The organism is Variovorax sp. J22G73, assembly GCF_030317035.1.
In the GTDB taxonomy this organism is placed as follows: Bacteria; Pseudomonadota; Gammaproteobacteria; order Burkholderiales; family Burkholderiaceae_C; genus Variovorax.
The window spans coordinates 32,011-52,887 of record NZ_JASZYK010000002.1 but is presented as its reverse complement, the minus strand read 5'-3'; the positions used below and the strand labels follow the sequence as shown (position 1 = coordinate 52,887).

The 20,877-nt window shown below is 69.4% G+C and carries 18 protein-coding genes; 4 read left to right on the top strand and 14 right to left on the bottom strand.

Annotated features, from left to right (window positions below; translation table 11 throughout):
- Positions 1-12 precede the first annotated feature (12 nt).
- Positions 13-639: a DUF2239 family protein gene (locus tag QTI51_RS08180; protein WP_116907771.1), complete on the top strand. Its 627-nt coding sequence runs from the start codon at positions 13-15 to the stop codon at positions 637-639.
- Positions 636-2,063, top strand: coding sequence for an MATE family efflux transporter (locus QTI51_RS08175; protein ID WP_116907772.1), 1,428 nt, complete (start codon positions 636-638; stop codon positions 2,061-2,063). The genes QTI51_RS08180 and QTI51_RS08175 overlap by 4 nt, the downstream gene beginning before the upstream one ends.
- A gap of 11 nt (positions 2,064-2,074) precedes the next feature.
- Here QTI51_RS08175 and QTI51_RS08170 read toward each other — a convergent pair whose 3' ends face one another.
- From QTI51_RS08170 to QTI51_RS08160, 3 genes are all read right to left on the bottom strand, one after another.
- Positions 2,075-2,551 (bottom strand): VOC family protein, encoded by a 477-nt coding sequence (locus QTI51_RS08170; RefSeq protein ID WP_116907773.1) that lies wholly within the window; start codon positions 2,549-2,551, stop codon positions 2,075-2,077.
- Between the two features lie 97 nt (positions 2,552-2,648).
- Positions 2,649-4,064 (bottom strand): HAMP domain-containing sensor histidine kinase, encoded by a 1,416-nt coding sequence (locus QTI51_RS08165; RefSeq protein WP_116907774.1) that lies wholly within the window; start codon positions 4,062-4,064, stop codon positions 2,649-2,651.
- A complete protein-coding gene (locus tag QTI51_RS08160) occupies positions 4,061-4,717 on the bottom strand; it encodes a response regulator (RefSeq protein WP_116907889.1) in 657 nt (218 codons plus the stop codon). The genes QTI51_RS08165 and QTI51_RS08160 overlap by 4 nt, the downstream gene beginning before the upstream one ends.
- Positions 4,718-4,804: 87 nt before the next feature.
- On the opposite strand from QTI51_RS08160, the gene QTI51_RS08155 reads away from it, so the two are divergent.
- Positions 4,805-6,874 carry an alpha/beta hydrolase family protein gene (locus QTI51_RS08155; protein WP_286515968.1) on the top strand — a complete coding sequence of 690 codons (2,070 nt, stop codon included), beginning with the start codon at positions 4,805-4,807 and terminating at the stop codon, positions 6,872-6,874.
- Between the two features lie 146 nt (positions 6,875-7,020).
- Here QTI51_RS08155 and QTI51_RS08150 read toward each other — a convergent pair whose 3' ends face one another.
- The 5 genes from QTI51_RS08150 to QTI51_RS08130 all read right to left on the bottom strand — a co-directional run bounded on the left by QTI51_RS08150 (position 7,021) and on the right by QTI51_RS08130 (position 12,974).
- Entirely contained in the window at positions 7,021-7,842 is an 822-nt protein-coding gene (locus tag QTI51_RS08150) for an amidohydrolase family protein (protein ID WP_116907776.1), read from the bottom strand.
- 61 nt (positions 7,843-7,903) lie between these two features.
- Positions 7,904-8,914 (bottom strand): NAD(P)-dependent oxidoreductase, encoded by a 1,011-nt coding sequence (locus QTI51_RS08145; RefSeq protein WP_116907777.1) that lies wholly within the window; start codon positions 8,912-8,914, stop codon positions 7,904-7,906.
- A gap of 40 nt (positions 8,915-8,954) precedes the next feature.
- The gene (locus QTI51_RS08140; RefSeq protein WP_116907778.1) at positions 8,955-10,001 is read right to left on the bottom strand and encodes a LacI family DNA-binding transcriptional regulator; all 1,047 of its coding nucleotides are present in this window, start codon (positions 9,999-10,001) and stop codon (positions 8,955-8,957) included.
- Between the two features lie 33 nt (positions 10,002-10,034).
- Complete coding sequence (locus QTI51_RS08135) at positions 10,035-11,834, bottom strand: TRAP transporter large permease (protein WP_116907890.1); 1,800 nt, start codon at positions 11,832-11,834, stop codon at positions 10,035-10,037.
- A 105-nt stretch (positions 11,835-11,939) separates the two neighbouring features.
- Positions 11,940-12,974: a TRAP transporter substrate-binding protein gene (locus QTI51_RS08130; protein ID WP_116907891.1), complete on the bottom strand. Its 1,035-nt coding sequence runs from the start codon at positions 12,972-12,974 to the stop codon at positions 11,940-11,942.
- Positions 12,975-13,187: 213 nt separating this feature from the next.
- Between QTI51_RS08130 and QTI51_RS08125 the strand changes: the two genes are divergently transcribed.
- Positions 13,188-13,739 (top strand): HD domain-containing protein, encoded by a 552-nt coding sequence (locus tag QTI51_RS08125; RefSeq protein WP_116907779.1) that lies wholly within the window; start codon positions 13,188-13,190, stop codon positions 13,737-13,739.
- A 4-nt stretch (positions 13,740-13,743) separates the two neighbouring features.
- Here QTI51_RS08125 and QTI51_RS08120 read toward each other — a convergent pair whose 3' ends face one another.
- The 6 genes from QTI51_RS08120 to QTI51_RS08095 all read right to left on the bottom strand — a co-directional run bounded on the left by QTI51_RS08120 (position 13,744) and on the right by QTI51_RS08095 (position 20,868).
- Positions 13,744-15,237, bottom strand: coding sequence for a flavin-containing monooxygenase (locus QTI51_RS08120; RefSeq protein WP_286515969.1), 1,494 nt, complete (start codon positions 15,235-15,237; stop codon positions 13,744-13,746).
- A gap of 11 nt (positions 15,238-15,248) precedes the next feature.
- On the bottom strand, positions 15,249-16,850 hold the full coding sequence (locus tag QTI51_RS08115; RefSeq protein WP_116907780.1) for an MFS transporter: 1,602 nt from the start codon (positions 16,848-16,850) through the stop codon (positions 15,249-15,251).
- Positions 16,851-17,130: 280 nt separating this feature from the next.
- Positions 17,131-17,784 carry a PqiC family protein gene (locus QTI51_RS08110; protein WP_503011486.1) on the bottom strand — a complete coding sequence of 218 codons (654 nt, stop codon included), beginning with the start codon at positions 17,782-17,784 and terminating at the stop codon, positions 17,131-17,133.
- Positions 17,781-19,457 (bottom strand): PqiB family protein, encoded by a 1,677-nt coding sequence (locus tag QTI51_RS08105; protein WP_116907781.1) that lies wholly within the window; start codon positions 19,455-19,457, stop codon positions 17,781-17,783. The genes QTI51_RS08110 and QTI51_RS08105 overlap by 4 nt, the downstream gene beginning before the upstream one ends.
- Positions 19,454-20,218 carry a paraquat-inducible protein A gene (locus tag QTI51_RS08100; RefSeq protein WP_207786623.1) on the bottom strand — a complete coding sequence of 255 codons (765 nt, stop codon included), beginning with the start codon at positions 20,216-20,218 and terminating at the stop codon, positions 19,454-19,456. The genes QTI51_RS08105 and QTI51_RS08100 overlap by 4 nt, the downstream gene beginning before the upstream one ends.
- Positions 20,215-20,868: a paraquat-inducible protein A gene (locus tag QTI51_RS08095; protein WP_116907782.1), complete on the bottom strand. Its 654-nt coding sequence runs from the start codon at positions 20,866-20,868 to the stop codon at positions 20,215-20,217. The genes QTI51_RS08100 and QTI51_RS08095 overlap by 4 nt, the downstream gene beginning before the upstream one ends.
- Positions 20,869-20,877: the final 9 nt, after the last annotated feature.

The window sequence follows — 20,877 nt, the reverse complement described above, 5'->3', positions numbered from 1 at the left end:
ACAAATACCCGCATGTCACCAGACAACCCCCTCACGCCGCCGGCCGCCCCTACTCCCCTGACCACGCTGACCGTCTTCTTCGGCTTCCAGCGCGTCGCCCAGGGCAGCAAGGCCGAAGTGATCGAGCAACTGCGCCGCCGCGACGACCCCGGCCCCTACCTCGCGTTCGACGACCAGACCGGCGAGCAACTCGACCTCGACCCGCGCGAACTGCACGCACGGCCAGCGCCGAACATCGCGACAACGCCGGCCCACGGCGCGGCACTCGCCCACCGCGACGACGCCCCGCGCGGCGTCGGCCGGCCCAAGCTGGGCGTGGTCGCGCGCGAAGTCACGCTGCTGCCGCGCCACTGGGACTGGCTGGGCCGCCAGCCCGGCGGTGCATCGGTCGCCTTGCGCAAGCTGGTCGACGACGCGCGCCACGTGCACGCCGACCGCGACACCGTGCGCGCCGCGCGCGAGGCCACCTACCGCTTCATGACCGCCATCGCGGGCAACCTGCCCGGCTTCGAGGAAGCCACCCGCGCGCTGTTCGCAGGCGAAGCGCCGCGCTTTCGGACCCTGATCGAACCCTGGCCCGCCGACCTGCGCGCGCACCTGCAAAAACTCTCGGCCGCCGGCTGGAACACCCCTCAATGAGAACAACACCCGAAACCACCGGCGGCAGCAGTGCCGCCGGCCAGAGCGGCCTGCAAGGCGTGCCCGTGGCGCCCGTCAATTCACCGCGCCCGCTGTGGAAAGTCTTTCTTTTCTTCCTGGCGCCGATGCTGCTCAGCAACATCCTGCAGTCGCTGTCGGGCACGCTGAACAACATCTACGTGGGCCAGATGCTGGGCGTGCGCGCGCTGGCGGCGGTGTCCAGCTTTTTTCCAGTGATGTTCTTCTTCATCGCCTTCGTCATCGGGCTGGGCGCGGGCGCGTCGGTGCTCATCGGCCAGGCCTGGGGCGCGCGCGATGTCGCCAAGGTCAAGGCCGTGGCCGGCACCACGCTGTCGGTGGGCATCCTCATGGGCCTGCTGATCGCCGTGTTCGGCGGCATCTTCACCACGCCCATGCTGGCCTCGCTGGGCACGCCGCCCGACGTGCTGGCCGACTCCACGCGCTACGCCCGCATCATGCTCATCGCGATGCCGGGGCTGTTCGTGTTCCTGATGTCCACGGCCATGCTGCGCGGCGTGGGCGACACCATCACGCCGCTGTTCACGCTGGTCATTTCCACGCTCGTGGGGCTGGTGGTCACGCCCGCGCTCATTCGCGGCTGGGGCGGCCTGCCGCAACTGGGCGTGGCCAGCGGTGCCTGGGCCACCGTGCTCGCCTTTGTGCTGGCCACGCTGTGGCTGGGCTTCAGGCTGCGCCAGCGCAAGAGCCCGCTGGCGCCCGACGCCGAGTTCTTCCGCAACCTGCGCATCCAGCCGCACCTGCTGAAGGCGGTGTTGAAGATCGGCGTGCCCACGGGCGTGCAGATGATCGTGGTGGCGCTGGCCGAAGTGGTGCTGCTGTCGATGGTCAACAGCTACGGCTCCAACGCCACGGCCGCCTACGGCGCGGTGAACCAGGTGGTGGCGTACGTGCAGTTCCCGGCCATCTCGATCGCGATCACCACGTCGATTTTGGGTGCGCAGGCCATCGGTGCCGGGCGCGCCGACCGGCTGGGCGCCATCGCCAAGACCGCGTTGCTGATGAACCTGGTGCTCACCGGCGGGCTGGTGCTGCTGGGCTACCTGTTCTCGCGCCACCTGATGGGCTTCTTCATCACCAGCGCGCCGGTCATCGAAATCGCGCAGACGCTGCTGCACATCATGCTGTGGAGCCTGGTCTTGTTCGGCATGGCGTCGGCCCTGTCGGGGATCATGCGGGCCAGCGGCTCGGTGCTGGTGCCCACGCTGATCTCCATCGTCTGCATCCTGGGGGTGGAGGTGCCGGTGGCGTATGTGATGAGCCATCGCCTGGGGCTGGACGGCATCTGGATCGCCTACCCCGCCACCTTCGGCGCGATGCTGCTGCTGCAGACCGGCTACTACCAGCTGGTGTGGCGCAAGAAGGCGATCCACCGCCTGGTGTAGCCCCCGCAAGTTCAGGCCCCGTCGAAGGCCTTCTTCACCTCGGCGATGTCGAGCTTGACCATCTTCATCATCGCCTGCATCGCGCGGGCGGCCTTCGCCGGGTCCTTGTCCTGGAACATGCGGATCACCGGCGTGGGCGCGACCTGCCACGACACGCCGAAGCGGTCGGTGAGCCAGCCGCACTGCACCGGCTTGCCGCCGCCCTCGAGCAGCTTGCTCCAGTAGTTGTCGACCTCGGCCTGCGTCTCGCACCTAACGTACATCGAGATGGCCGGGTTGAACTTGTACTCGGGCCCGCCGTTGAGCACCATGAACTCCTGCCCGTCGAGCTCGAAAGTGGCAGTGAGCAGCTGGCCCTTCTTGGCGGGGTTGACGTCGCCCCAGAGCAGCGTGTCGGTCACGCGTGAATTGGGGAATATGGCGCTGTAGAACTTCAGCGCATCCTCGCCGTTGCCGTCGAACCAGAGGCAGGGAACGATCTTCTGCATGGGGTCTCCTTTTGCGTTGATGATGAACCGGAGAGTTCAGTATCAAGGTCTCTAGAGGGGCGTGTCAACCTGTGCGAACCCCGTCAGCAGGAAGTTGTCATGCGCTGCGAACCGCCGGCAGCACCACGCGAAACCCCACGCCCCGCCCCGGCGCGAGCCCCTCGGTGACCGCCACCTGCCCGCCCATGCGGTGCACCGCCTGCATGACGATCGCCAGCCCCAGCCCCGAGCCGCTGGCCTGCTGCGCGGCACCGTCCGCGCCGCGATAGAAGCGCTCGAACACCCGCCCCTGCTCCGCCGCGGGAATGCCCGGCCCGTCGTCCACCACCGAGAGCAGCAACCCCTCGGCTTCCTCGCGCAGCGTGACGGCCACCTGCGCGCCGTCCTGCACATAGCGGATGGCGTTGTGCAGCAGGTTTTCCAGCACCGACTGGAACGCCGGCATGTCGATGTCGGCCTGCAGGCTGTCGGGCGCGTCGAAGGCCAGCTCGATGCCGCGCGCCATCGCCTGCGGCACCGCCTGCGCAATGAGCTGGCGCGTGAACTGCGCCAGGTCGATGCGCCGGGGCGCGGCGCCTTGGGCGTCGTCGAGCAAGGCCAGGTCCAGCAGTTGCTGCGTGAGGTGCGAGGCGCGCGCAATGGCCTGCTCCAGGTGCAGCTGGGCGCGCTCGCGCTCGGCGGCGTTGGCGGCGCCCGCCAGCGCATGCGCCTGCGCCGCGATGACCGCCATGGGCGTGCGCAGCTCGTGCGCCGCGTCGTGCACGAAGGCGCGCTCCTGCGCCACCTTGTCGCGCAGCTGCTGCAGCATGCGTTCGAGCGCGGCGGTCAGCGGCTTCAGCTCGGCATACGGCGGATCGAAGCCGATGGGCGACAGGTCGGTCTTGCCGCGCCGGGCGATGCGGTCGGCCAGCTGCTGCAGCGGCCGCAGGCCATGGCGCACCGCGAACCACACCGGCAGCAGCACCAGCGGAAACGACAGCAGCAGGTGCGGCAGCACCCGGCCCGCGTTGCGCTCGACCACCCAGGCGCCGGTGATGGGCGGCTCGGCCAGGTGCAGCGTCCAGCGGCCGGCGTCGCTGCCGTAGACCCAGTACGGCGAACCGCCCAGGTCGGCCTCCGTCACCTGCCCCAGCGGCCCTTCGAGCTGCCGGGCACCCAGGTTCGGCGACGCGTACACGAGGCGACCGTCGCGACCTTCGTGCCTCTCGCGAAGTTGCATCAGCGTGCTGCCGCCCGGGTTGCCGCTGATGCGCAGCGTGTCGAACTGCGTGGCCGCGGCCTTCATGACCGTGAGGGCTTCGGCTTCGTCCTTCACCTCGTGCAGCGACGCCGTGAGCGCGCGGCCGAACTTCTTCAGCCCCTGGTCGACGGCCAGCTGCTGGCGGAACTGGATGTAGAAGTACAGCACCAGCATCGCCCACACCAGGAAGAACGCCGCCAGCAGCGCGAGCAGCACGCGCTGGCCGATGGTGGGCCGCGTCCAGCGCCGCAGTAAGGCCAGCGCCGCCGTCATGACGCCAGCATGTAGCCCACGCCGCGCACGGTGTGCACCATGGCGCTGCCGATCTTGCGCCGCAGGTTCGACACGTGCACCTCCACCGCCGCGAAGTCCAGCGGTTCGCCCAGCGGCTCCAGCCGTTGCGCCAGCACGCCCTTGGCCACCACCGCGCCCGGCTCGCGCGCCAGCTCCAGCAGCAGCTTGAACTCGCGCGGCGACAGGTCCAGCGGCTCGCCGTGCAGCGAGGCCGTGTGGCGCCGCGGCTCGATGGTCAGCGGGCCCAGCGCCCAGGCTTCGCTGGCCTGGCGCGCCGAGCGGCGCAGCACCGCGCGAATGCGCGAGATGAGCTCGGCCGTGGCAAAGGGCTTGATGACGAAATCGTCCGCGCCGCCGTCGAGCCCGGCCAGCCGGTCTTCCACCGCCGAGCGCGCGGTGATGACGATCACCGGCAGCGCGCTGCCCTCGCGCCGCCAGCGCGCCAGCAGGTCGAAGCCGTTGCCGTCGGGCAAGGAGAGGTCGAGCAGCACGCAGTCGAACACCGCGGCGTCGGGCACGCGGGGCGCATCGGCGGCACGCCGGCGCCACTCGCTGCTCAGGCCGTCGACCTTCAACGCGGCCTGCAGGGCGCGGCCGAGGTCGAGGTCGTCTTCGATCAACAGGATGTGCACGGGCGCGATTGTGCGGGAGCCGACCTTTGGCATTGCCAAAGGTTGGGCCGCACAGAATCCGGTCACACAAGGAAGGGAACCGGAGACATGAGAAGCACGCAACGATCACTTCGCCACCGCATCGCGGCCATGGCGCTTGCCGCGGGCGCCCTCGCCCTGCTCGGCGCCTGCGCCACCGCGCCCACGCACCCGGCGCTGGTCGCCGCGCAGAAGAACGACACGCTGCCGCCGCTGGTGCCCATGCGCCGCTTCGTGGCGAACATCGATGTGGTCAGCGGCCATGTACTGTCGCCCGACGGCCAATGGCTGCTGTCGACGCAGACGGTGGGCACCGACGTAGGCCTGGGCGTGCGCCGCACCGCCGATGCGGGCGAACCCGGCGGCACCGGCACGCGCACCTTCGCCACCGGCACGCTGGCGCGGTCCTTCATCTCCGGCCCCACCTACAGCTGGCTGCGCGACAGCCGCCACATCGCGTACCTGAAGGACTTCACCGGCGACGAGAACACGCAGATCTTCGTGCTCGACACGCAGTCGCCCAATGAAAAGCCGTGGGCCGTGTCGCCCGGTGCCGGCATTCGCTCCACCTTCGTGGGGCCTGGCGCGCCCGGCAGCGCGCGCTTCTTCTTCGCGAACAACCAGCGCGAGCGCTCCAGCATGGACCTGTTCGAGGCCGACGCCCGCACGCGCACTGTGCAGGAGGTGGCGCGCAGCGAGCCCGGCAGCCGCGTGGTGGGCTGGTTCATCGACGCGCAGCGTGAGCTTTCGGGCCGCATGCGGCAGCTCGGCGAGGTCGACGGCTCCGACTTGCTGCTGGAACTGCGGCAGCCCGACGGCAGCTGGCGCGCCTTCAAGACCGTGCAGGCTTTCGACAGCTTCTGGCCGCAGCGCATCGACCATGCCGCCGGCAAGCTCTGGGCGCTGACCAACGTGGGCCGCGACAAGGTCGTGCTGGTCGAGGCCGACCTCGCCACCGGCAACGAGAAGGTGCTGGCCGAGAACGCCGAGGTCGACCTCGATTTCGGCGTGTTCCCGCCGCAGCAGGGCGACCCGCTCGCCTATGTGTACGAAACGGGCAAGCCGCGCATCGAGTACCTGGAGCCCACGCTGGGCAACGACGTATCCGACGCCGTGAAGAAAGCGCGCCAGCGCGGATGGCTCACGGAAGAACCCGTCATCGCGCGCCCGTGGGGCATGACCGAAGACCAGCGCATGGTGATCGGCGCCATCACCGAGAACGGGGGCGTCGAGCTCCTGTGGGACCGCGGCACGCAGCAGGTGCAGCGCCTGAGCCCGGCGCGCCCGCCGACCAACGACATCTTCTCGCCCATGGAGCCCTTCTCGTTCAAGGCCTCGGACGGGCTGACCGTGCACGGCTACCTCGTGCGCCCGCGTGGCGTGCAGGGCCCGGCGCCGCTGGTGGTCGACATCCACGGCGGCCCGTGGCTGCGCGAGCGCTGGCGCCCGGCCAGCTACAACGGCACGCAGATGCTGGCCAACCGCGGCTACGCCGTGCTCAACGTGAACTACCGTGGATCGACCGGCTACGGCCGCGCCTTCATGATGGCCGGCGCCCGGCAGACCAACGACCGCCTGCAGCGCGACATCGCCGAGGCCGTGCAATGGGCCATCGACCAGGGCGTGGCCGACCCGCAACGCATGGCGGTGCTGGGCGCGAGCTTCGGCGGTTACTCGGTGCTGGCCCAGCTCATTCAGAAGCCGCACGACTACCGCTGCGGCGTCGACATGGTGGGCGTGGCGAACTGGCCGCGCGTGATCGAGAACTGGCCGCCGTTCTGGCGCAACCGCCACTACTTCGCCCGGTTCTTCGGCGACGTGAACAAGCCCGACGAGCGCGCGCAGATGCTCGCCGACTCGCCCATTTCGCAGATCGACCGCATCACCGCGCCGCTGCTGGTGATTCATGGCGGCAACGACGTGCGCGTGCTGCGGCAGGACTCCGACGACGTGGTCGCCGAACTGCGAAGGCTGGGCCGGCCGGTCGAGTTCCTGGGTTTCCCAGACGAAGGCCACGGCGTGCGCAAGTGGCGCAACCGGCTCGCGCAGTCGCGCAAGATCGAGGACACCCTGGCCACCTGCCTGGGCGGGCGCAGCAACGGCTTCGACTTCTACGAGCTGATGCCGCGGCAGCAATAGCGCTCGCCAGGGTTGCCACGGCTGCCGCGGCCCCGCATCACCAGCGGCGCGGCGGTGGTGGTCGGTGACCAGGTTGCGTGCGGTGCGGTAGCGCAAGGCGCGCGGGTCGCGCACCACGCTGCCGGTGCGCTGCGCCTCGACGCAGCCTAGAACCCGTACAACGCCGCCGGGTTGTCCACCAGGATGCGGCGGCGCGTGTCGTCGCTGGCCGCCCAGTCGAACAGCAGGTCGTACAGCGGCGCGCTCTGCGGCCGCGGGTCGCGCCCCGGGTGCGGCCAGTTGCTGGCCCACAGGCAGCGCTCGGGAAAGGTCTCGGCCAGCGTGCGCGCCAGCAGGCTCACGTCGTCGTAGCCCGGCGCGCCGGCCTTCGAGGTTTCATACGGCGCCGAGAGCTTGATCCACACGCGCCCCGAATCGATCACGCGCAGCAGCGACTGGAACGACGCGTGGCTGGGCGCCACCGGCTCCAGGAACTTGCCGTTGTGGTCGAGCACCAGCCGGCACGGCAGGCGCTTCAGCACCTCTTCGTGCGCGGGCATGGTGCGGCCATCGAGCTGCAGGTTGACCATCCAGTCGGCATGGGCCAGGCGCGCGGCCATGGGTTCGAGCGACTCCCAGCCCAGCACGCCGCCGATCATCATGTAGCGCACGCCGCGCATGCCGCCCGCGTGCAGGCGCTCGATTTCCGCGTCGGCCACGTCGGGCGCCACCAGCGCGATGCCGCGCGCGCTGTCGCCGAACTGGGCCAGCGCGTCGAGCGTGCAGCTGTTGTCGAAGCCGTAGCCCGTGGGCTGCACGACCACGGCGCGCTCGATGCCCAGCGGCACCTGCACCTGCTCGCGGTAGACCGACACCGGCGAATGCGGCGGCACCCACGCGACGTTCGGAACCAGCGCAAAGCGGTCTTCGTAGATGTGGACGTGGCAGTCGCAGGCGCCGGGGTAGCGCGGGTTCCGGGTGGGTTCCATGGGGGCTTCGTGAGGAGTTCGTGAAGAGTTCTTGGGGTGGGCGTGAAGGAGATCGAGAAATTCAGGCAGTCCCGCCGAAGGCCTGCCGCCAGCGGTACGCCTCGGCCGCGTTCACCGCGCCCTTCGGCGCCCTGCCCTGGAAGATCTCGGCCAGTTGCGACACGGTTTCCATCGCCTGGTGCTCCACGGCGGGCGGCGTGAGCCCGCCGATGTGCGGCGTGGCGATGACGCGCGCGTGCGCCGCGACGCGCGGCGACGGCATCTGGTCGGGCGCGCGGCCCACGTCGAGCGCGCAGCCAGCGATGGTGCCGGCGTCCAGCGCGGCGAGCAGCGCGTCTTCGTCCACCAGGTTGCCGCGCGCGGCATTCACGAAGAAGGCGTGCGGCTGCATGGCGGCGAAGGCGCGCGCGTTCATCAGGTTTTCGGTCGCCTCGGTGGCGGCGGCCAGGCACACCACGAAATCCGATTGCGCGAGCAGCGCATCGAGCCCGGTCTCGGCCAGCTCGGCGCGCCCGGTGCGCGTGAACGGGTCGTGCACCACCACGCGCATGCCCAGCGCCAGCGCGATGTCGCACAGGTAGCGGCTGATCTGCCCGTAGCCGATCACGCCCAGCGTGCTGCCGCGCAGCTCGCGCCCCATCACCGGCACCACGTGGCGGCCCGCGTGATAGCCCTCGGCCGAGGCGCTCACGTGGCGGCCCAGGTCGATCATCACGCCCACGATCCACTCCGCCACCGAGGCGATGAAGCCCGCGCTGGCCTGCGTCACCAGCACGCCGTGGCGGCTGGCCGAGGCCAGGTCGATGTTGCGGATGTCGATGGCGCAGCGCACGAAAGCCTTGAGCTGCGGCAGCGCCGAGAACAGCGCCTCGTCGCCCACCGTCTGCCGGTACGACACGATGGCGTCGCAGCCCTGCGCCAGCTCGGCGAACTCGCGCGAAGACAGGTCGGTGTCCGTCGGGTTGAAGCGCACGTCGCTCACCTGGGCGCTGGCGCGCAAGGCGGCGATGGCGCGGTCTCCGAAGTAGTGGGCGAGCTTGCTTTGCGGATGGCTGACGAAAACCGTGGTCATGAAGGAAATGAACGAAATATGGAAACAAGGAAGCGTTGCGTCAGTCGCGCGGCGGCGCCACCGACTCGCGCGCCACCAGCGTGGGCGCGAAGACGAACTCCTGCGTGGCGATCGACGGATCGGCCAGGCGGCTCATCACGCGCTCGACCATCACCTGCGCCATCTCGGGCACGGGCACGCGCACCGAGGTCATGGCCGGGTGCATCAGCGTGGACAGGAACACGTTGTCGATGCCGATGACCGACACGTCCTGCGGCACCGACAGCCCCGCGTCCCGAAACCCCGCCATCAGCCCGAAGGCCAGCAGGTCGTTCACGCCGATCACGCCGGTGGGGCGTTGCTCGCGCCGGGCGATCAGGCCGGCCTGCATGCGGCCCAGCTCGCTCATCATCGAGTCGCCGTACTCGTCGACCGGCAGGCCCTCGACCACCTGCGCGCTGGCTTCGAGGCCCGCCGCCTTCGCCGCGGCGAGAAAGCCCGCGATCTTCTCGTTGCGGCTCATGGTGCGGCCCGAAGGCGTGACGAAGGCCAGCCGCCGGTGCCCTTGCGCGATGAGATGCTGCGTGGCGATGCGCGACGACTCGAAGCTGTCGACCGTCACGTGGTCGATCACCGATGCGCCCGACGCATCGGGCGTGGCCCGACGGTCGTAGCTCACCACCACCAGCCCGCGCTCGGCCGCGGCCTCCACATGCTGCTCGTCGACCAGCGACGAGATGATGATCACGCCGCGCACGCCGTGGGCCATCAGGTCTTCGAAGAAGTGCGCCTCCTTGGCGGCGTCGCGGTAGGTGTTGCCGATCATGATGCGAAAGCCGTAGCGCTCCTGCGCCAGCGTTTCCACCTCGCGCGCGATGAAGCCGTACATCGGGTTGGCCATCGACGGCACCAGCAGGCCGATGAGCGGCGTGTGCCCCGTCTTCAGTTGCCGCGCCGAGGTGTTGGGCCGGTACTTCAGCTCGCGGATGGCGGTCTCGACACGCTCCAGCGTCTCCTTGGCCATGCGGTCGCTGCGGCCGTTCAGCACGTTCGACACGGTGCTGGTGGAAACGCCCGCCCGCTGGGCTACATCGCTGATTCTGCTCACGGCATCCTTCCTGTTCGTCTCTCTGTTGTGTGCTCACATGCCCATGCGCGTCGGCAGCCATGTGGAAAACGCCGGCACCAGCACGAGCAGCACAAGGGTAACGAACAACACGGCCAGGTATTTCATCATCGGCCGCGCCACGTCCTTCACCTGCGTGCCGGTGATGGCGCAGGTAGCGAACAGGCCCAGGCCGACCGGCGGCGCGAACAGCCCGAAGCCCATGGCAATGACCATGACCGTGCCGAAGTGCAGCGGATTGACCCCCAGCTGCGACGCGATGGGTGTCAGCAGCGGCCCGAAGATGATGAGCGCCGGCGCCCCCTCCAGGATGGCGCCGAACACGATCATGATGAGCACCGACAGCATCACGAACATGGTGCTGCCGTACGAGTGCGCAAAGCCCACCATGAACTCCGACAGGTACTGCGGGATCTGCTGGATCGTGAGCGCGAACGACAGGCTGGACGCCGCCGCCACGATGAACAGGATGCCGCCCGCCATCGACGCCGAGCGCACGAAGAGCCGCGCCACCGACTTCACGGTGAGTTCGCGAAACGCCAGCCACCCCACCACCAGCGCGTACACCACGGCGAAGGAAGACACCTCGGTCGAGGTCGCGATGCCCGAGGTCACGCCCTTGCCGATCATGGCCACCATCACCAGCGCCACCAGCGCGCCGCCCAGCAGGCGGAAGGTGGGCGTGCGCACGTCGAAGGCCTCGTCGGGGTTGATCTTGGTGCCCACGTAGATCGTCACCGCCGCCAGCGACACCGCCATCACCACCGCCGGCACCAGCCCCGCCATGAACAGCCCGGCGATCGAGATGTTGGCCACGAAGCCCATGATGATCATGTTGATGCAGGGCGGAATGGTCTCGGCCATCACCGCGGTGCAGGCCAGCAGGCCGGCGGTCTCGTTCGGGTCCTGCCGGGTCTTGCGCACGGCCGGCATGATGATGCCGCCCACCGCCGCGATGTCGGCCAGCTTGGAGCCCGACACGCCCGAGAAGAAGGCCGTGGCCGTGATGGTGATGAGCCCCAGCCCGCCGCGCAGCCGCCCGAACATGCGCAGCAGCAGCTCGATGAGCCGCGACGACATGCCGTTGGCCTCCATCAGCAGGCCCGCCAGCACGAAGAACGGAATGGCCAGCAGCACGTAGTGGTCGGTGCCCGCCATCACCTGCTGCGAATACACCAGCATCGGCAACGACGGGTCGGCCATGAAGAACACCAGCGACGACAGCGCCAGCACGAAGGCAATGGGCATGCCCAGCGCCATGCCGCCGAAGAAGCCGGCCGTGAGCAGCGCCCAGGGCGGTATGGCGTGCTCGCTGTTCAAGGTGTTCCAGGCGACCACCGCGGCCGTTGCCACCACCACCGCGCCCAGCGTGCCCCACACCATCCGCCGCGGCCCGTTCACCGCGTTGGCCAGGCCGAACAGCGTCATGAACAGGCTGCCGATGGCCACCGGGTACACGTAGATCCACTGCGGCAGGCCGATGGAGGTGGTCATGTTGTAAGAGTCGACCAGCAGCTCGCACGACGAGGCAAAGAGGCTGCCCGACACGCCCACGATGATCCAGCTGCCCAGCTGGATGAGCGCCGGCTGCCAGCGCGCCGGCAGCATGCCGCGGAACAGGTCCACGCCCACGTGCTGGCTGCGCGCGAGCACCGTGGCCGCGCCGAAGAACACCTGGATCACCATCAGCGCGCGCGCCACCTCCTCGGCCCAGTCGAAGGGGTCGTGGAGAAAGTAGCGAAAGATCACCGAGACGAACACGACCACCACGTCCACCGCCAGCACGGCGCCGGCCACGTACTCGGTCATGCGCATCAGCCAGGCGAGCCAGCGGCCGGTGGCGTGGCTGGCGTCGAAGCCGGTGGCCTGTTCCAGCGGCAGCAGCGGTTGCACGGGAAGCGAAATGCTCGACATGGCCGCTCAGGCCCGCGCCGCGTTGATGGTGGCGAACAGCGGCCCGGTCTCCGGGTACTGCTTGGCGAAGCCGGCCCAGAGCTTGGCCTCCATTTCCTTGCGGACAAGGTCGCGCTCGTTCTTCGCCATGGGCGTGAAGCCGATGCCCAGCTTCTTCAGCTCCTCGACCACCTGCTGCGTGCGCTCGTTGCCGATCTGGCGTTGCTGCAGCGTGGAGTCGGCCGCGGCCTGCAGGAACGCCGGGCGCAGCGCGGCGGGCACGCGGTCCATCGCGCGCTTGCCGGCCACGCAGACCATGGGGCTGAACAGGTGCTCGGTCATCCAGCAGTGCCTGACCACCTCGTTGAGCTTGTTGGCCAGCACCGTGCCCGCGTCGTGCTCGAAGCCGTCGACCACCCCGGTTTGCGCCGCCATGTAGAGCTCCCCGAAGGAAATGGGCGTGGGGATGGCGCCCATGATCTTGAAGGTCTCGATGAAGGCCGGCGTGGGCAGCACCCGCAGCTTGACATTCTTGATGTCGGCCAGCGACTTCACCGGCTGCTTGGTGTACACGTTGCGCGCGCCGTAGTGCGCGCCCCAGGTGATGATCTGGCAGCCTGTGCTCTTCACCAGCATGTCGTTCAGCTTGGGGCCCACGCCCGCCTCCACCGCGCGCGACACGTGGTCGTAGCTGTCGAACAGGTAGCCCAGGTCGAGCATGCCCAGCTGCGGCGTGACGGTCGCCCAGATCGACGAGCCCGTGAGCATCATGTCGATGGAGCCCACCTTTACCTGCTGCACCACGTCGCTTTCCTTGCCGAGCTGGTTGTTGGGAAAGTAGTCGATGCGAATCTGCTCGCCCACCGCCTTCTTCAGGTTGGCCTGCATCAGCTGCGACCACGCGAAGTGCGACGAATTGAGGTCGGCCACGTGCGAGGACGACAGGCGCAGCGCCACCGTCTTCTGCTGCGCGAACGCATGCGGCGAGAAGCCCGCCGTGGCCGCGGCCAACGACAGGGCGGACGATGACTGGACGAACCTGCGGCGTGAAATCGGGGTCATGGTGTTGTCTCCTGTGGGTCGGTGGCCCATCTGTTGTTCGTGGATCGGGTCGTGCTCGGTCGCTTGGTGCAACGATTTACTGTATCGATACACAAGAACGACGGCAATGCACTCGCGGTAGGTGTTTTCCTTCGTAAACGAGGTAAAGCCGCCCAGGCCGGCAACGCGAAGACCGGCGCAGAATGAACCGGCCAAAGACGCTTCAGGAGCTGCATGACCGTTGCCAAACCCGATACATCCGCCACGCCCGCGACCCTCGCCGCAACCACGATTGCCCGCGCCTACGCCGTCCAGATGCACGGCGACCAGAAATACGGCATCCACCCCTATGTCTTTCACCTGGACGCCGTCGTCGCCCTCCTCCAGCCCTACGGCGAGACGGCGCAGGTCATCGGCTACCTGCACGACGTGGTCGAAGACACCGAAGCCACCGTCTCGCAGGTGCAGGAACGCTTCGGCGACCTGGTCGCGCGTTGCGTGTCGCTGCTGACCGACGCGCCCGGCACCAACCGCAAGGAGCGCAAGGCCAAGACCTATGCGGCGCTGGCGCAGGTGACGGGGGACGAAGAACTCGCGCTGGTGGTGAAGGCGGCCGACCGGCTGGCCAACGTGCGCGCCTGCGTGGCCGACGGGCACCGCGCGCTGTGGGATACGTACCGCGGCGAGCAGCCGACCTTTCGCGCCGCCGCGTTCCGCGCGGGCCAGTGCGATGCGCTGTGGGCTGAGCTCGACGCCCTGCTGCTGCCGGAACGCGCGCCGACCTGACCGGCTAGACCTCGGAGGGCTTCGATGGACGGCCCGGGTTCGAGAACTTCATCACCCCGTCTTCCAGCGCCCCGAAGCGCAGGCTCAGCAGGTCCCGCGCGTAGTTCTGGTGCACGCGCCACGGCGTGCGCGAGCCCTGCTTCGGAAACCTGCCGACCGCGCGCGTCACATAGCCCGAGGAAAAATCCAGCCACGGCTGCGGCGCCAGCGCGGGGTCGTCGTTGCGCGGCGTGCACTGCCGCCAGCCGTGCTTGCGCATGTGGTCGAGCAGGCGGCAGACGTAGGTGCAGGTCAGGTCGCTCTTCAGCGTCCACGAGGCGTTGGTGTAGCCGAAGGTGGAGGCCAGGTTGGGCACGTCGCTGAACATCATTCCCTTGTAGTTGAAGGTGGCGGCCGGGTCGACACGGTGGCCGTCCACCTCGAGCTGCACGCCGCCCAGCACCTCCAGTTCCAGCCCCGTGGCCGTGACCACGAGGTCGGCCTGCAGCTCCCGGCCCGACCGCAGCCGGATGCCGCCCGGCGTGAAGGTGTCGATGTGGTCGGTCACCATCGACGCGTGGCCCGACTTCAGCGCGGCGAACAGGTCGCCGTCGGGCACCAGGCACACGCGCTGGTCCCACGGGTTGTAGCGCGGGGTGAAATGCGTGGCCACGTCGTAGCCCGGCCCCATCGCGTGGCGCACGCCACCGACGATCAACCGCTTCACCCGCTCCGGCCGGCGGCGCGCCAGCTTGAAGAAGAACATGCCCAGCAGCACGTTCTTCCAGCGCGTGACGCCGTAGGCGAGCCGGGCCGGCAGCACCCGCCGCAGCGCGCCGGCGAACCCGTCCTTGGCGGGCCGCGCCACCACGTAGGTCGGCGAGCGCTGCAGCAGCGTGACGTGCGCCGCGCTGGCGGCGAGCGCGGGCACCAGCGTCATCGCGGTGGCGCCGCTGCCGATGACGACCACCCGCTGCCCGCTCACGTCGAGCCCTTCGGGCCACTGCTGCGGATGCACGATGCGCCCGCCGAAATCGGCCGTGCCCTTGAACGCGGGCGTGTAGCCCGCGTCGTAGCGGAAGTAGCCGCTGCACAGGAAGAGAAAGTTGCAGCGCAGGCGCACCGGCAGCCGCTCGGGGCCGAGCTCGGCGTCGACCGTCCAGCAGGCGTCGGGCGTCGACCAGGCGGCGCGCACCACGCGGTGGTTGAAGCGAATGTGGCGCTCGATGCCGTGCTGCGCGGCGGTGTCGCGCAGGTAGTTCAGGATGGCCGGGCCGTCGGCGATCGACTGGGGTTGCGTCCACGGGCGAAAGCGGTAGCCCAGCGTGTACATGTCGGAATCGGATCGCACGCCCGGGTAGCGAAACAGGTCCCAGGTGCCGCCGCTGCGCTCGCGCCCTTCGAGGATGGCGTAGCTGCGCTGCGGGCATTTCGCCTGCAGGTGGCAGGCCGCGCCGATGCCCGAGAGGCCGGCGCCGACGATGAGCACATCGACATGTTGTTCCTGCTGCATCGACATGGGAACGCTCCTTATGTCTTGCCAGGGCTTCCTTCAGCGGGCCCACCCCGGATCGTCAGCCACGCGCTCGCGGCACTCAGCACCGCCAGCGCCGCGCCCACCAGCATCACCCAGCGAAAGCCCGCCACGAACGACTCGGCCACCGCGCGCTTGACGGCCGCGGCGGTGGCGGCGTCCAGCCCCGGCGGCACCGCGGCGCCGGCCAGCTTGCTGCGCTCGCCCTCCAGGAACGCCGACACCTGCGCGGAGGCGCCCATGTCGCGCAGGTGGCCGGCCAGCGCGGCGTCGAAGGCCCAGGCCATGATCGCGCCGAACACCGCGATTGCCAACACCGCCGCCGCGCGCGACACCGCGTTGTTCACGCCCGAGGCCACGCCCGCGAGGTCGGGGCCGACCGCGTTCATGACGGTGGTGGTGAGCGGCGCCACCGTCACCGTCATGCCGAAGCCCAGCACCACCACCGCCGGAAAAAACCCGCTCCAGTAGCTCGCGCCCACGCTCGGCAGCGCGAACAGCGCGAAGCCCACCGCGGCAATCGACGGCCCGATCACCAGCGGCATGCGCGGGCCGAAGCGGTCGACCAGCTGCCCCGCCCAGCCCGAGAGCGTGAACATGGTGAAGATGAAAGGCAGCAGCGCCGCGCCCGCCACCGTGGCCGAGTAGCCCTGCACCTGGATCAGGTTGAGCGGCAGAAAGTACAGCGCGCCGCCCAGCGCCGCGTACAGCAGCAGCGTCAGCAAGTTGGCGCCGCTGAAGTTGCCGATGCGCAGCAGCGCCAGCGGCAGCATGGGCGAGCGCACCTTGCGCTCGGCGGCGAAGAAGCCCACGCTGCCCGCCACGCCGATGGCCAGTGCCGCGAGCACCGCCGGCGCGCGCCAGCCCTGCGTAGGCCCCTCGATGAAGGCGTAGACGATGCCGCCGAGACCGGCCGTGGCCAGGAGCGCGCCCCACCCGTCGAGCCCGCCGCCGGCCGAGGCGCCCCGGCTCTCGGGCACGTGCCGCCACACGATCCACAGCACGCCGAGCGCCATCGGCACGTTGATGAGAAAGGCCCAGGTCCACGAGAAGTGATCGACCAGGAAGCCGCCGAGCACCGGCCCCACCGCGGCCGTGATGCCGCTGAAGCCCGACCAGGTGCCGATGGCCTTGCCCCGCTCTTTCTCGGGAAACGAAGCGCTGATGAGCGCCAGGCTGCCCGGCACCAGCATCGCCCCGCCAACGCCCTGCACCGCCCGCGCCGCGATCAGCTGGTGCACGCTGCCCGCGAGCGCGCAGCCCACCGACGACAACGCGAAGATGCCGACCCCGATCGCGAAGATGCGCCGCCGCCCGTAGTGGTCGCCCAGCGCGCCGCCCACCAGCAGCAGCGCCGCGAGCAGCAAGGCATACGACTCGACCACCCATTGCGCCTGGAAGGCGGTGGCGTGCAGGTCGGCCTGGATGGCAGGCAGCGCCACGTTGACCACCGTGCCGTCGATGAAGGCCATGCTGGAGCCGACGATGGCCGCGGCGAGCACCCAGGGCTTGGACGCGGGGGGGCAACCGGTGTCGCCGGGGCGCACGCCGTGCAGGATCAGCGTGTCGTCGCAGGGCGCCTTGCCGATCTGTGCCATGAAAGGTCTCCTTGTGGTGGGATGCCCTGTCTTGTGCCTTCCCTCTTCAAGGGAAGGTGGGGATGGGGACATCTTCCGACGGGATGCCGCGCATGTACAGGCGCCGTCGTGCCCCCACCCCGGCCCTCCCCCAGAGGGGGAGGGAGAAATTCAGACGCTCAGCCCCCAACCGTTTTCAGCTTAGGTCTTGCTCCTTCCCCCTCTGGGGGAAGGCCGGGATGGGGGCATCCCCCAACTGGAAGCTGCGCACACACAAGCGCAGCCGCAGAAACTCACCCCCTCAAACAGCGCAAGCAGTCCCCATCGGATTCGCCCGCGCCGCCGCAACACTGCGCGCCATCGCCGCCGCGGCCGCCGACGTCACGCGCTGCGCCCCCTGCGCCACCGCGTCCATCCCGCTGCCCACCGCTTCGCCGAAATTCGCCTGGCACACCACGGTGCGCGCCTCGTCGGAGCGCCGCAGCGTCCAGCTGAAGCTGGCGTCCACGCGCCCGCCATCGACCGCGTCGAACTGCCGCAGCTGCACGGCCACGCGCCACACGGGCTGCGAGGTCTGCCGCCCGCCCTTGGTCACGTCGAGCGCGCCCAGCCTCGTGGATATGCCGCTCGACAGCGCATCGCGCAGCTCGTTCTCGAACGACGAAGCCCAGCGGTGCTGCTCCAGCACCTCGACCTGCACGCTGCCGTTGGGCTGGCGCACCACCATCTGCGGGCGCGCGAAGCGCTCGGGCACTGCCACCGGCGCCAGCTCGATGTACAGCGGCGCGGCGCTGCCCAGCGTCGAGGGCGCGGCATCGGCCGCGGCCACCGGGCTGGCCAGCGTGTAGTAGTTGTCGGGCTTGCTGGCGCAACCGGCGAGCGTCGCCATTGCAACCAGCGCGGCCGCCAGCGCGGGGGTGGCGCGGCGTGTGAGGAATGCGGGGGTCTTCTTCATTTCTTGTCGTCCGGTTTGCCGCGCAGCAGCGACTCGGGGTGGCGCTCGAGGTAGTCGGTCAGCACGCGCACCGAGCCGGCCGCGCGCGTGAGCTCCTGCAGCGTCTGGCGCATGTCCTGCTGCAGCGGCGAGTCGTCGGCCAGCGTGCGCTCGGCCGTGTTCACGGTCTTGCGCACGTCCTTCATGGCCGCGGCCAGCTCGGGCGTGACGTCGCTGTTGATGCGGTTGACGGTCTGCTCGGCGGCGGTGAGCGTCTTGTTGAGCGTGGCCAGCGTGGTGCGCAGGTCGGTCGCGATCTGCTCGTACGGCACCTTGTTGAGCTTGGTCGCAATTTCCTGCACCTGCGACTGGATCTCGTCGAGGCTGTTGGGCACGGTGGCCAGCTCGATCGGGTTCTTGGTCACGTCCACCTTGGCGCCCGGCGCCTTCGGGAAGAAGTCGAGCGCCACGTAGACCTGGCCGGTCAGCAGGTTGCCGTTGCGCAACTGGGCGCGCAGGCCCTTCTCGGCCAGGAAGCGCAGGCGCTCCTGCTGGGTGGCGCGCGTCTCGGGCTGCTCGGCGCCCGCGGTTTCGCGGCGGCGCAGGCGGTCGGGGTACACCTGCACCAGCACCGGCATGCGGAACTCGCGCTCGGCGCGGTCGAACTCCACGCCGATCGACTTGACCTCGCCGATCACCACGCCGCGGAAGTCGACCGGCGCGCCCGGCGCCAGGCCGCGCAGCGACTGGTTGAAGTACATGAGCAGCGTTTGCGAAGGACCGTCGGGCTCCTTCATGGCGGTGGCCTCGTCCTGCGCGAGCGTGAACGACGCGTTTTCCTTGGCCACCGGCCCCATCACGCCTTCGGGCGCCTGGAAGGCGATGCCGCCCAGCAGGATGGTGGCCAGCGACTGCGTGCGCAGCGTGAAGCCGCTGGCGCTCAGCTGGGCGTCGATGCCGCTGGCCTGCCAGAAGCGGGTGTTCATGCCCACGAACTTGTCGTACGGCGCGTTGACGAACACGCGCATGGTCACGCCGCGGCCGTCGCCGTCGAGCTCGTACGCGGCCACCTGCCCGACCTTCACGCGCCGGTAGTACACCGGCGAGCCCACGTCGAGCGAGCCCACGTCGTTGGCGCGCAGCAGAAACTGCTTGCCCGAGTCGTCGCGCGTGACGATGGGCGGGGTTTCCAGGCCGGTGAACTCGCCGGCGGTTTCCTTCGACACGCCCGCGTCGGCGCCGATGTAGGCGCCCGACAGCAAGGTGTTCAGCCCCGAGATGCCCGAGGTGTCCAGCCGCGGGCGCACCACCCAGAAACGGGAGTCGCTGGCGGTGAAGCCCTCGGCGTCCTTGTTGAACTGCACCAGCACGCGCACGTGGGAGCGGTCGCGCGCCAGGCGCAGGTGCGTGACCAGGCCGATCTGCACGTCCTTGTACTTGACGGCCGTCTTGCCGGCCTCCAGGCCCTCGGCGGTCTTGAAGGTGAGCACGACCTCGGGGCCGCGCTCCATCAAGATGCGCGCCACCAGCGTGATGCCGACCAGCGCCGCCACGATGGGAATGAGCCAGATCAGCGAGGGCAGCCATTCGCGGCGCCGCGTGACGCGCGGCTTCGGCAAGGCTGGCCCGGCTGCCGACGTGGGGGTCGGTGTGGGGGCCGCCGGCCGTTCCTGGGGTTGGTCTTCTTCACTCATGCTGGTTTACGGTCCCTGTTGTCATGTGCCTGCGCCATCGTCTTGTCCTGCAATGTGTCCTGGGTGGGCTTGCTGTCCCAGGTGAGCTTGGGGTCGAAGCTCAGCGAGGCGAGCATGGTCAGCACCACCACCGAGCCGAAGGCCGCGATGCCCACGCCCGCGGTGATGACCGCGAAGCCCTGGATCTGCACCAGCCCTGTCAGCAGCGACACCACGAACACGTCGAGCATCGACCAGCGGCCGATGATCTCGATGATGTGGTACAGCTTGGCCCGCTCGTGCTGGCGCCAGCTGCTGCCGCGCTGGGCCGTCACCACAAGCAAGAAAAGCACCGCCAGCTTGAACAGCGGCACCAGGAAGCTCGCGATGAATACGATGGCGGCCAGCCCGTAGGCGCCCGACACCCAGAAATAGATCACCCCGCTCAGGATGGTGTCGTACTGCGCGCCGAACAGCGTGCGCGTGATCATCACCGGCAGCAGGTTGGCCGGGATGTACATCACACAGGCCGCGAGCAGAAAGGCCCAGGTGCGCGTGAGGCTCTGCGGCTTGCGCGTGTGCATGTGGGTGCCGCAGCGCCCGCATGCGTCGCCCTCCTGCGCGTCTTGCCACACGGCGGCGCAATGCCGGCAGGACATGAGGCCGAGCGAAGCCGCGGTGGGAACGGGCGCGGGTTCTTCGTCTTCGTGGGCGTCGCCGGGGGCGGCCTCATTGCGTGAATCACGCGGACCGCGGCGCCGCACGACATCGAACAGCCTCATGACGCTGCCCCGTTCTCTTGCGTGACCTCTTCGCCCTGCGCGTCCTTCGGCCGAAACGCCATGCCCCAGAACGCACCCGGGTTGAACGACAGCACCGAGGTGAGCAGCACCGTGAGCGCCACGAAGGCCCACAGCGCCGGGCCGGGCACCACGGTCGCCATGCTGGAGAGCTTCACGATGGCCACCAGCACGCCGAGCAGGAACACCTCGATCATTCCCCACGGCCGCAGCGACTGCATGGCGCGCACCAGCAGCGCAAAGCCCACGGGCCGGTGCGCGCGGCTCAGCGGCACCAGCAGATAAGCCAGGATGCACAGCTGCAAGAGCGGAAACAAAATGGTCGTGGCCAGCACCAGCAGCGCCACCAGCGACATGCCCTCGGCGCTCAGCGCCACCACGGCGCCGGCCAGCGTGGTCTGGCTGGTGAGGCCACGCAGTTCGATCTCCACGATGGGAAACAGGTTCGCGATGGCGAACATGATCAGGCTGGCCACCGTCAGCGGGAGGATGCGGCGCTCCTGACGGCCGGGGTGGCGGTCGAGTTCCGTGCCGCAGCGCGGGCAGCGCGCCACGTCGCGCGGGTGCAGCGGCGCGCGGCTGTAGAGCGCGTCGCAGCCGGGGCAGACCACGGTGTCAGGTACTTCCTTCATGGGTGAGTA

Excerpts from the sequence above, each read along its gene's own strand:
- QTI51_RS08180 (WP_116907771.1), top strand. The coding sequence starts at position 13 with ATGTCACCAGACAACCCCCTCACGCCGCCGGCCGCCCCTACTCCCCTG.
- QTI51_RS08175 (WP_116907772.1), top strand. The coding sequence starts at position 636 with ATGAGAACAACACCCGAAACCACCGGCGGCAGCAGTGCCGCCGGCCAG.
- QTI51_RS08170 (WP_116907773.1), bottom strand. The coding sequence starts at position 2,551 with ATGCAGAAGATCGTTCCCTGCCTCTGGTTCGACGGCAACGGCGAGGAT.
- QTI51_RS08165 (WP_116907774.1), bottom strand. The coding sequence starts at position 4,064 with ATGACGGCGGCGCTGGCCTTACTGCGGCGCTGGACGCGGCCCACCATC.
- QTI51_RS08155 (WP_286515968.1), top strand. The coding sequence starts at position 4,805 with ATGAGAAGCACGCAACGATCACTTCGCCACCGCATCGCGGCCATGGCG.
- QTI51_RS08150 (WP_116907776.1), bottom strand. The coding sequence starts at position 7,842 with ATGGAACCCACCCGGAACCCGCGCTACCCCGGCGCCTGCGACTGCCAC.
- QTI51_RS08145 (WP_116907777.1), bottom strand. The coding sequence starts at position 8,914 with ATGACCACGGTTTTCGTCAGCCATCCGCAAAGCAAGCTCGCCCACTAC.
- QTI51_RS08135 (WP_116907890.1), bottom strand. The coding sequence starts at position 11,834 with ATGCGCATGACCGAGTACGTGGCCGGCGCCGTGCTGGCGGTGGACGTG.
- QTI51_RS08130 (WP_116907891.1), bottom strand. The coding sequence starts at position 12,974 with ATGACCCCGATTTCACGCCGCAGGTTCGTCCAGTCATCGTCCGCCCTG.
- QTI51_RS08125 (WP_116907779.1), top strand. The coding sequence starts at position 13,188 with ATGACCGTTGCCAAACCCGATACATCCGCCACGCCCGCGACCCTCGCC.
- QTI51_RS08120 (WP_286515969.1), bottom strand. The coding sequence starts at position 15,237 with ATGTCGATGCAGCAGGAACAACATGTCGATGTGCTCATCGTCGGCGCC.
- QTI51_RS08115 (WP_116907780.1), bottom strand. The coding sequence starts at position 16,850 with ATGGCACAGATCGGCAAGGCGCCCTGCGACGACACGCTGATCCTGCAC.
- QTI51_RS08110 (WP_503011486.1), bottom strand. The coding sequence starts at position 17,784 with ATGAAGAAGACCCCCGCATTCCTCACACGCCGCGCCACCCCCGCGCTG.
- QTI51_RS08105 (WP_116907781.1), bottom strand. The coding sequence starts at position 19,457 with ATGAGTGAAGAAGACCAACCCCAGGAACGGCCGGCGGCCCCCACACCG.
- QTI51_RS08100 (WP_207786623.1), bottom strand. The coding sequence starts at position 20,218 with ATGAGGCTGTTCGATGTCGTGCGGCGCCGCGGTCCGCGTGATTCACGC.
- QTI51_RS08095 (WP_116907782.1), bottom strand. The coding sequence starts at position 20,868 with ATGAAGGAAGTACCTGACACCGTGGTCTGCCCCGGCTGCGACGCGCTC.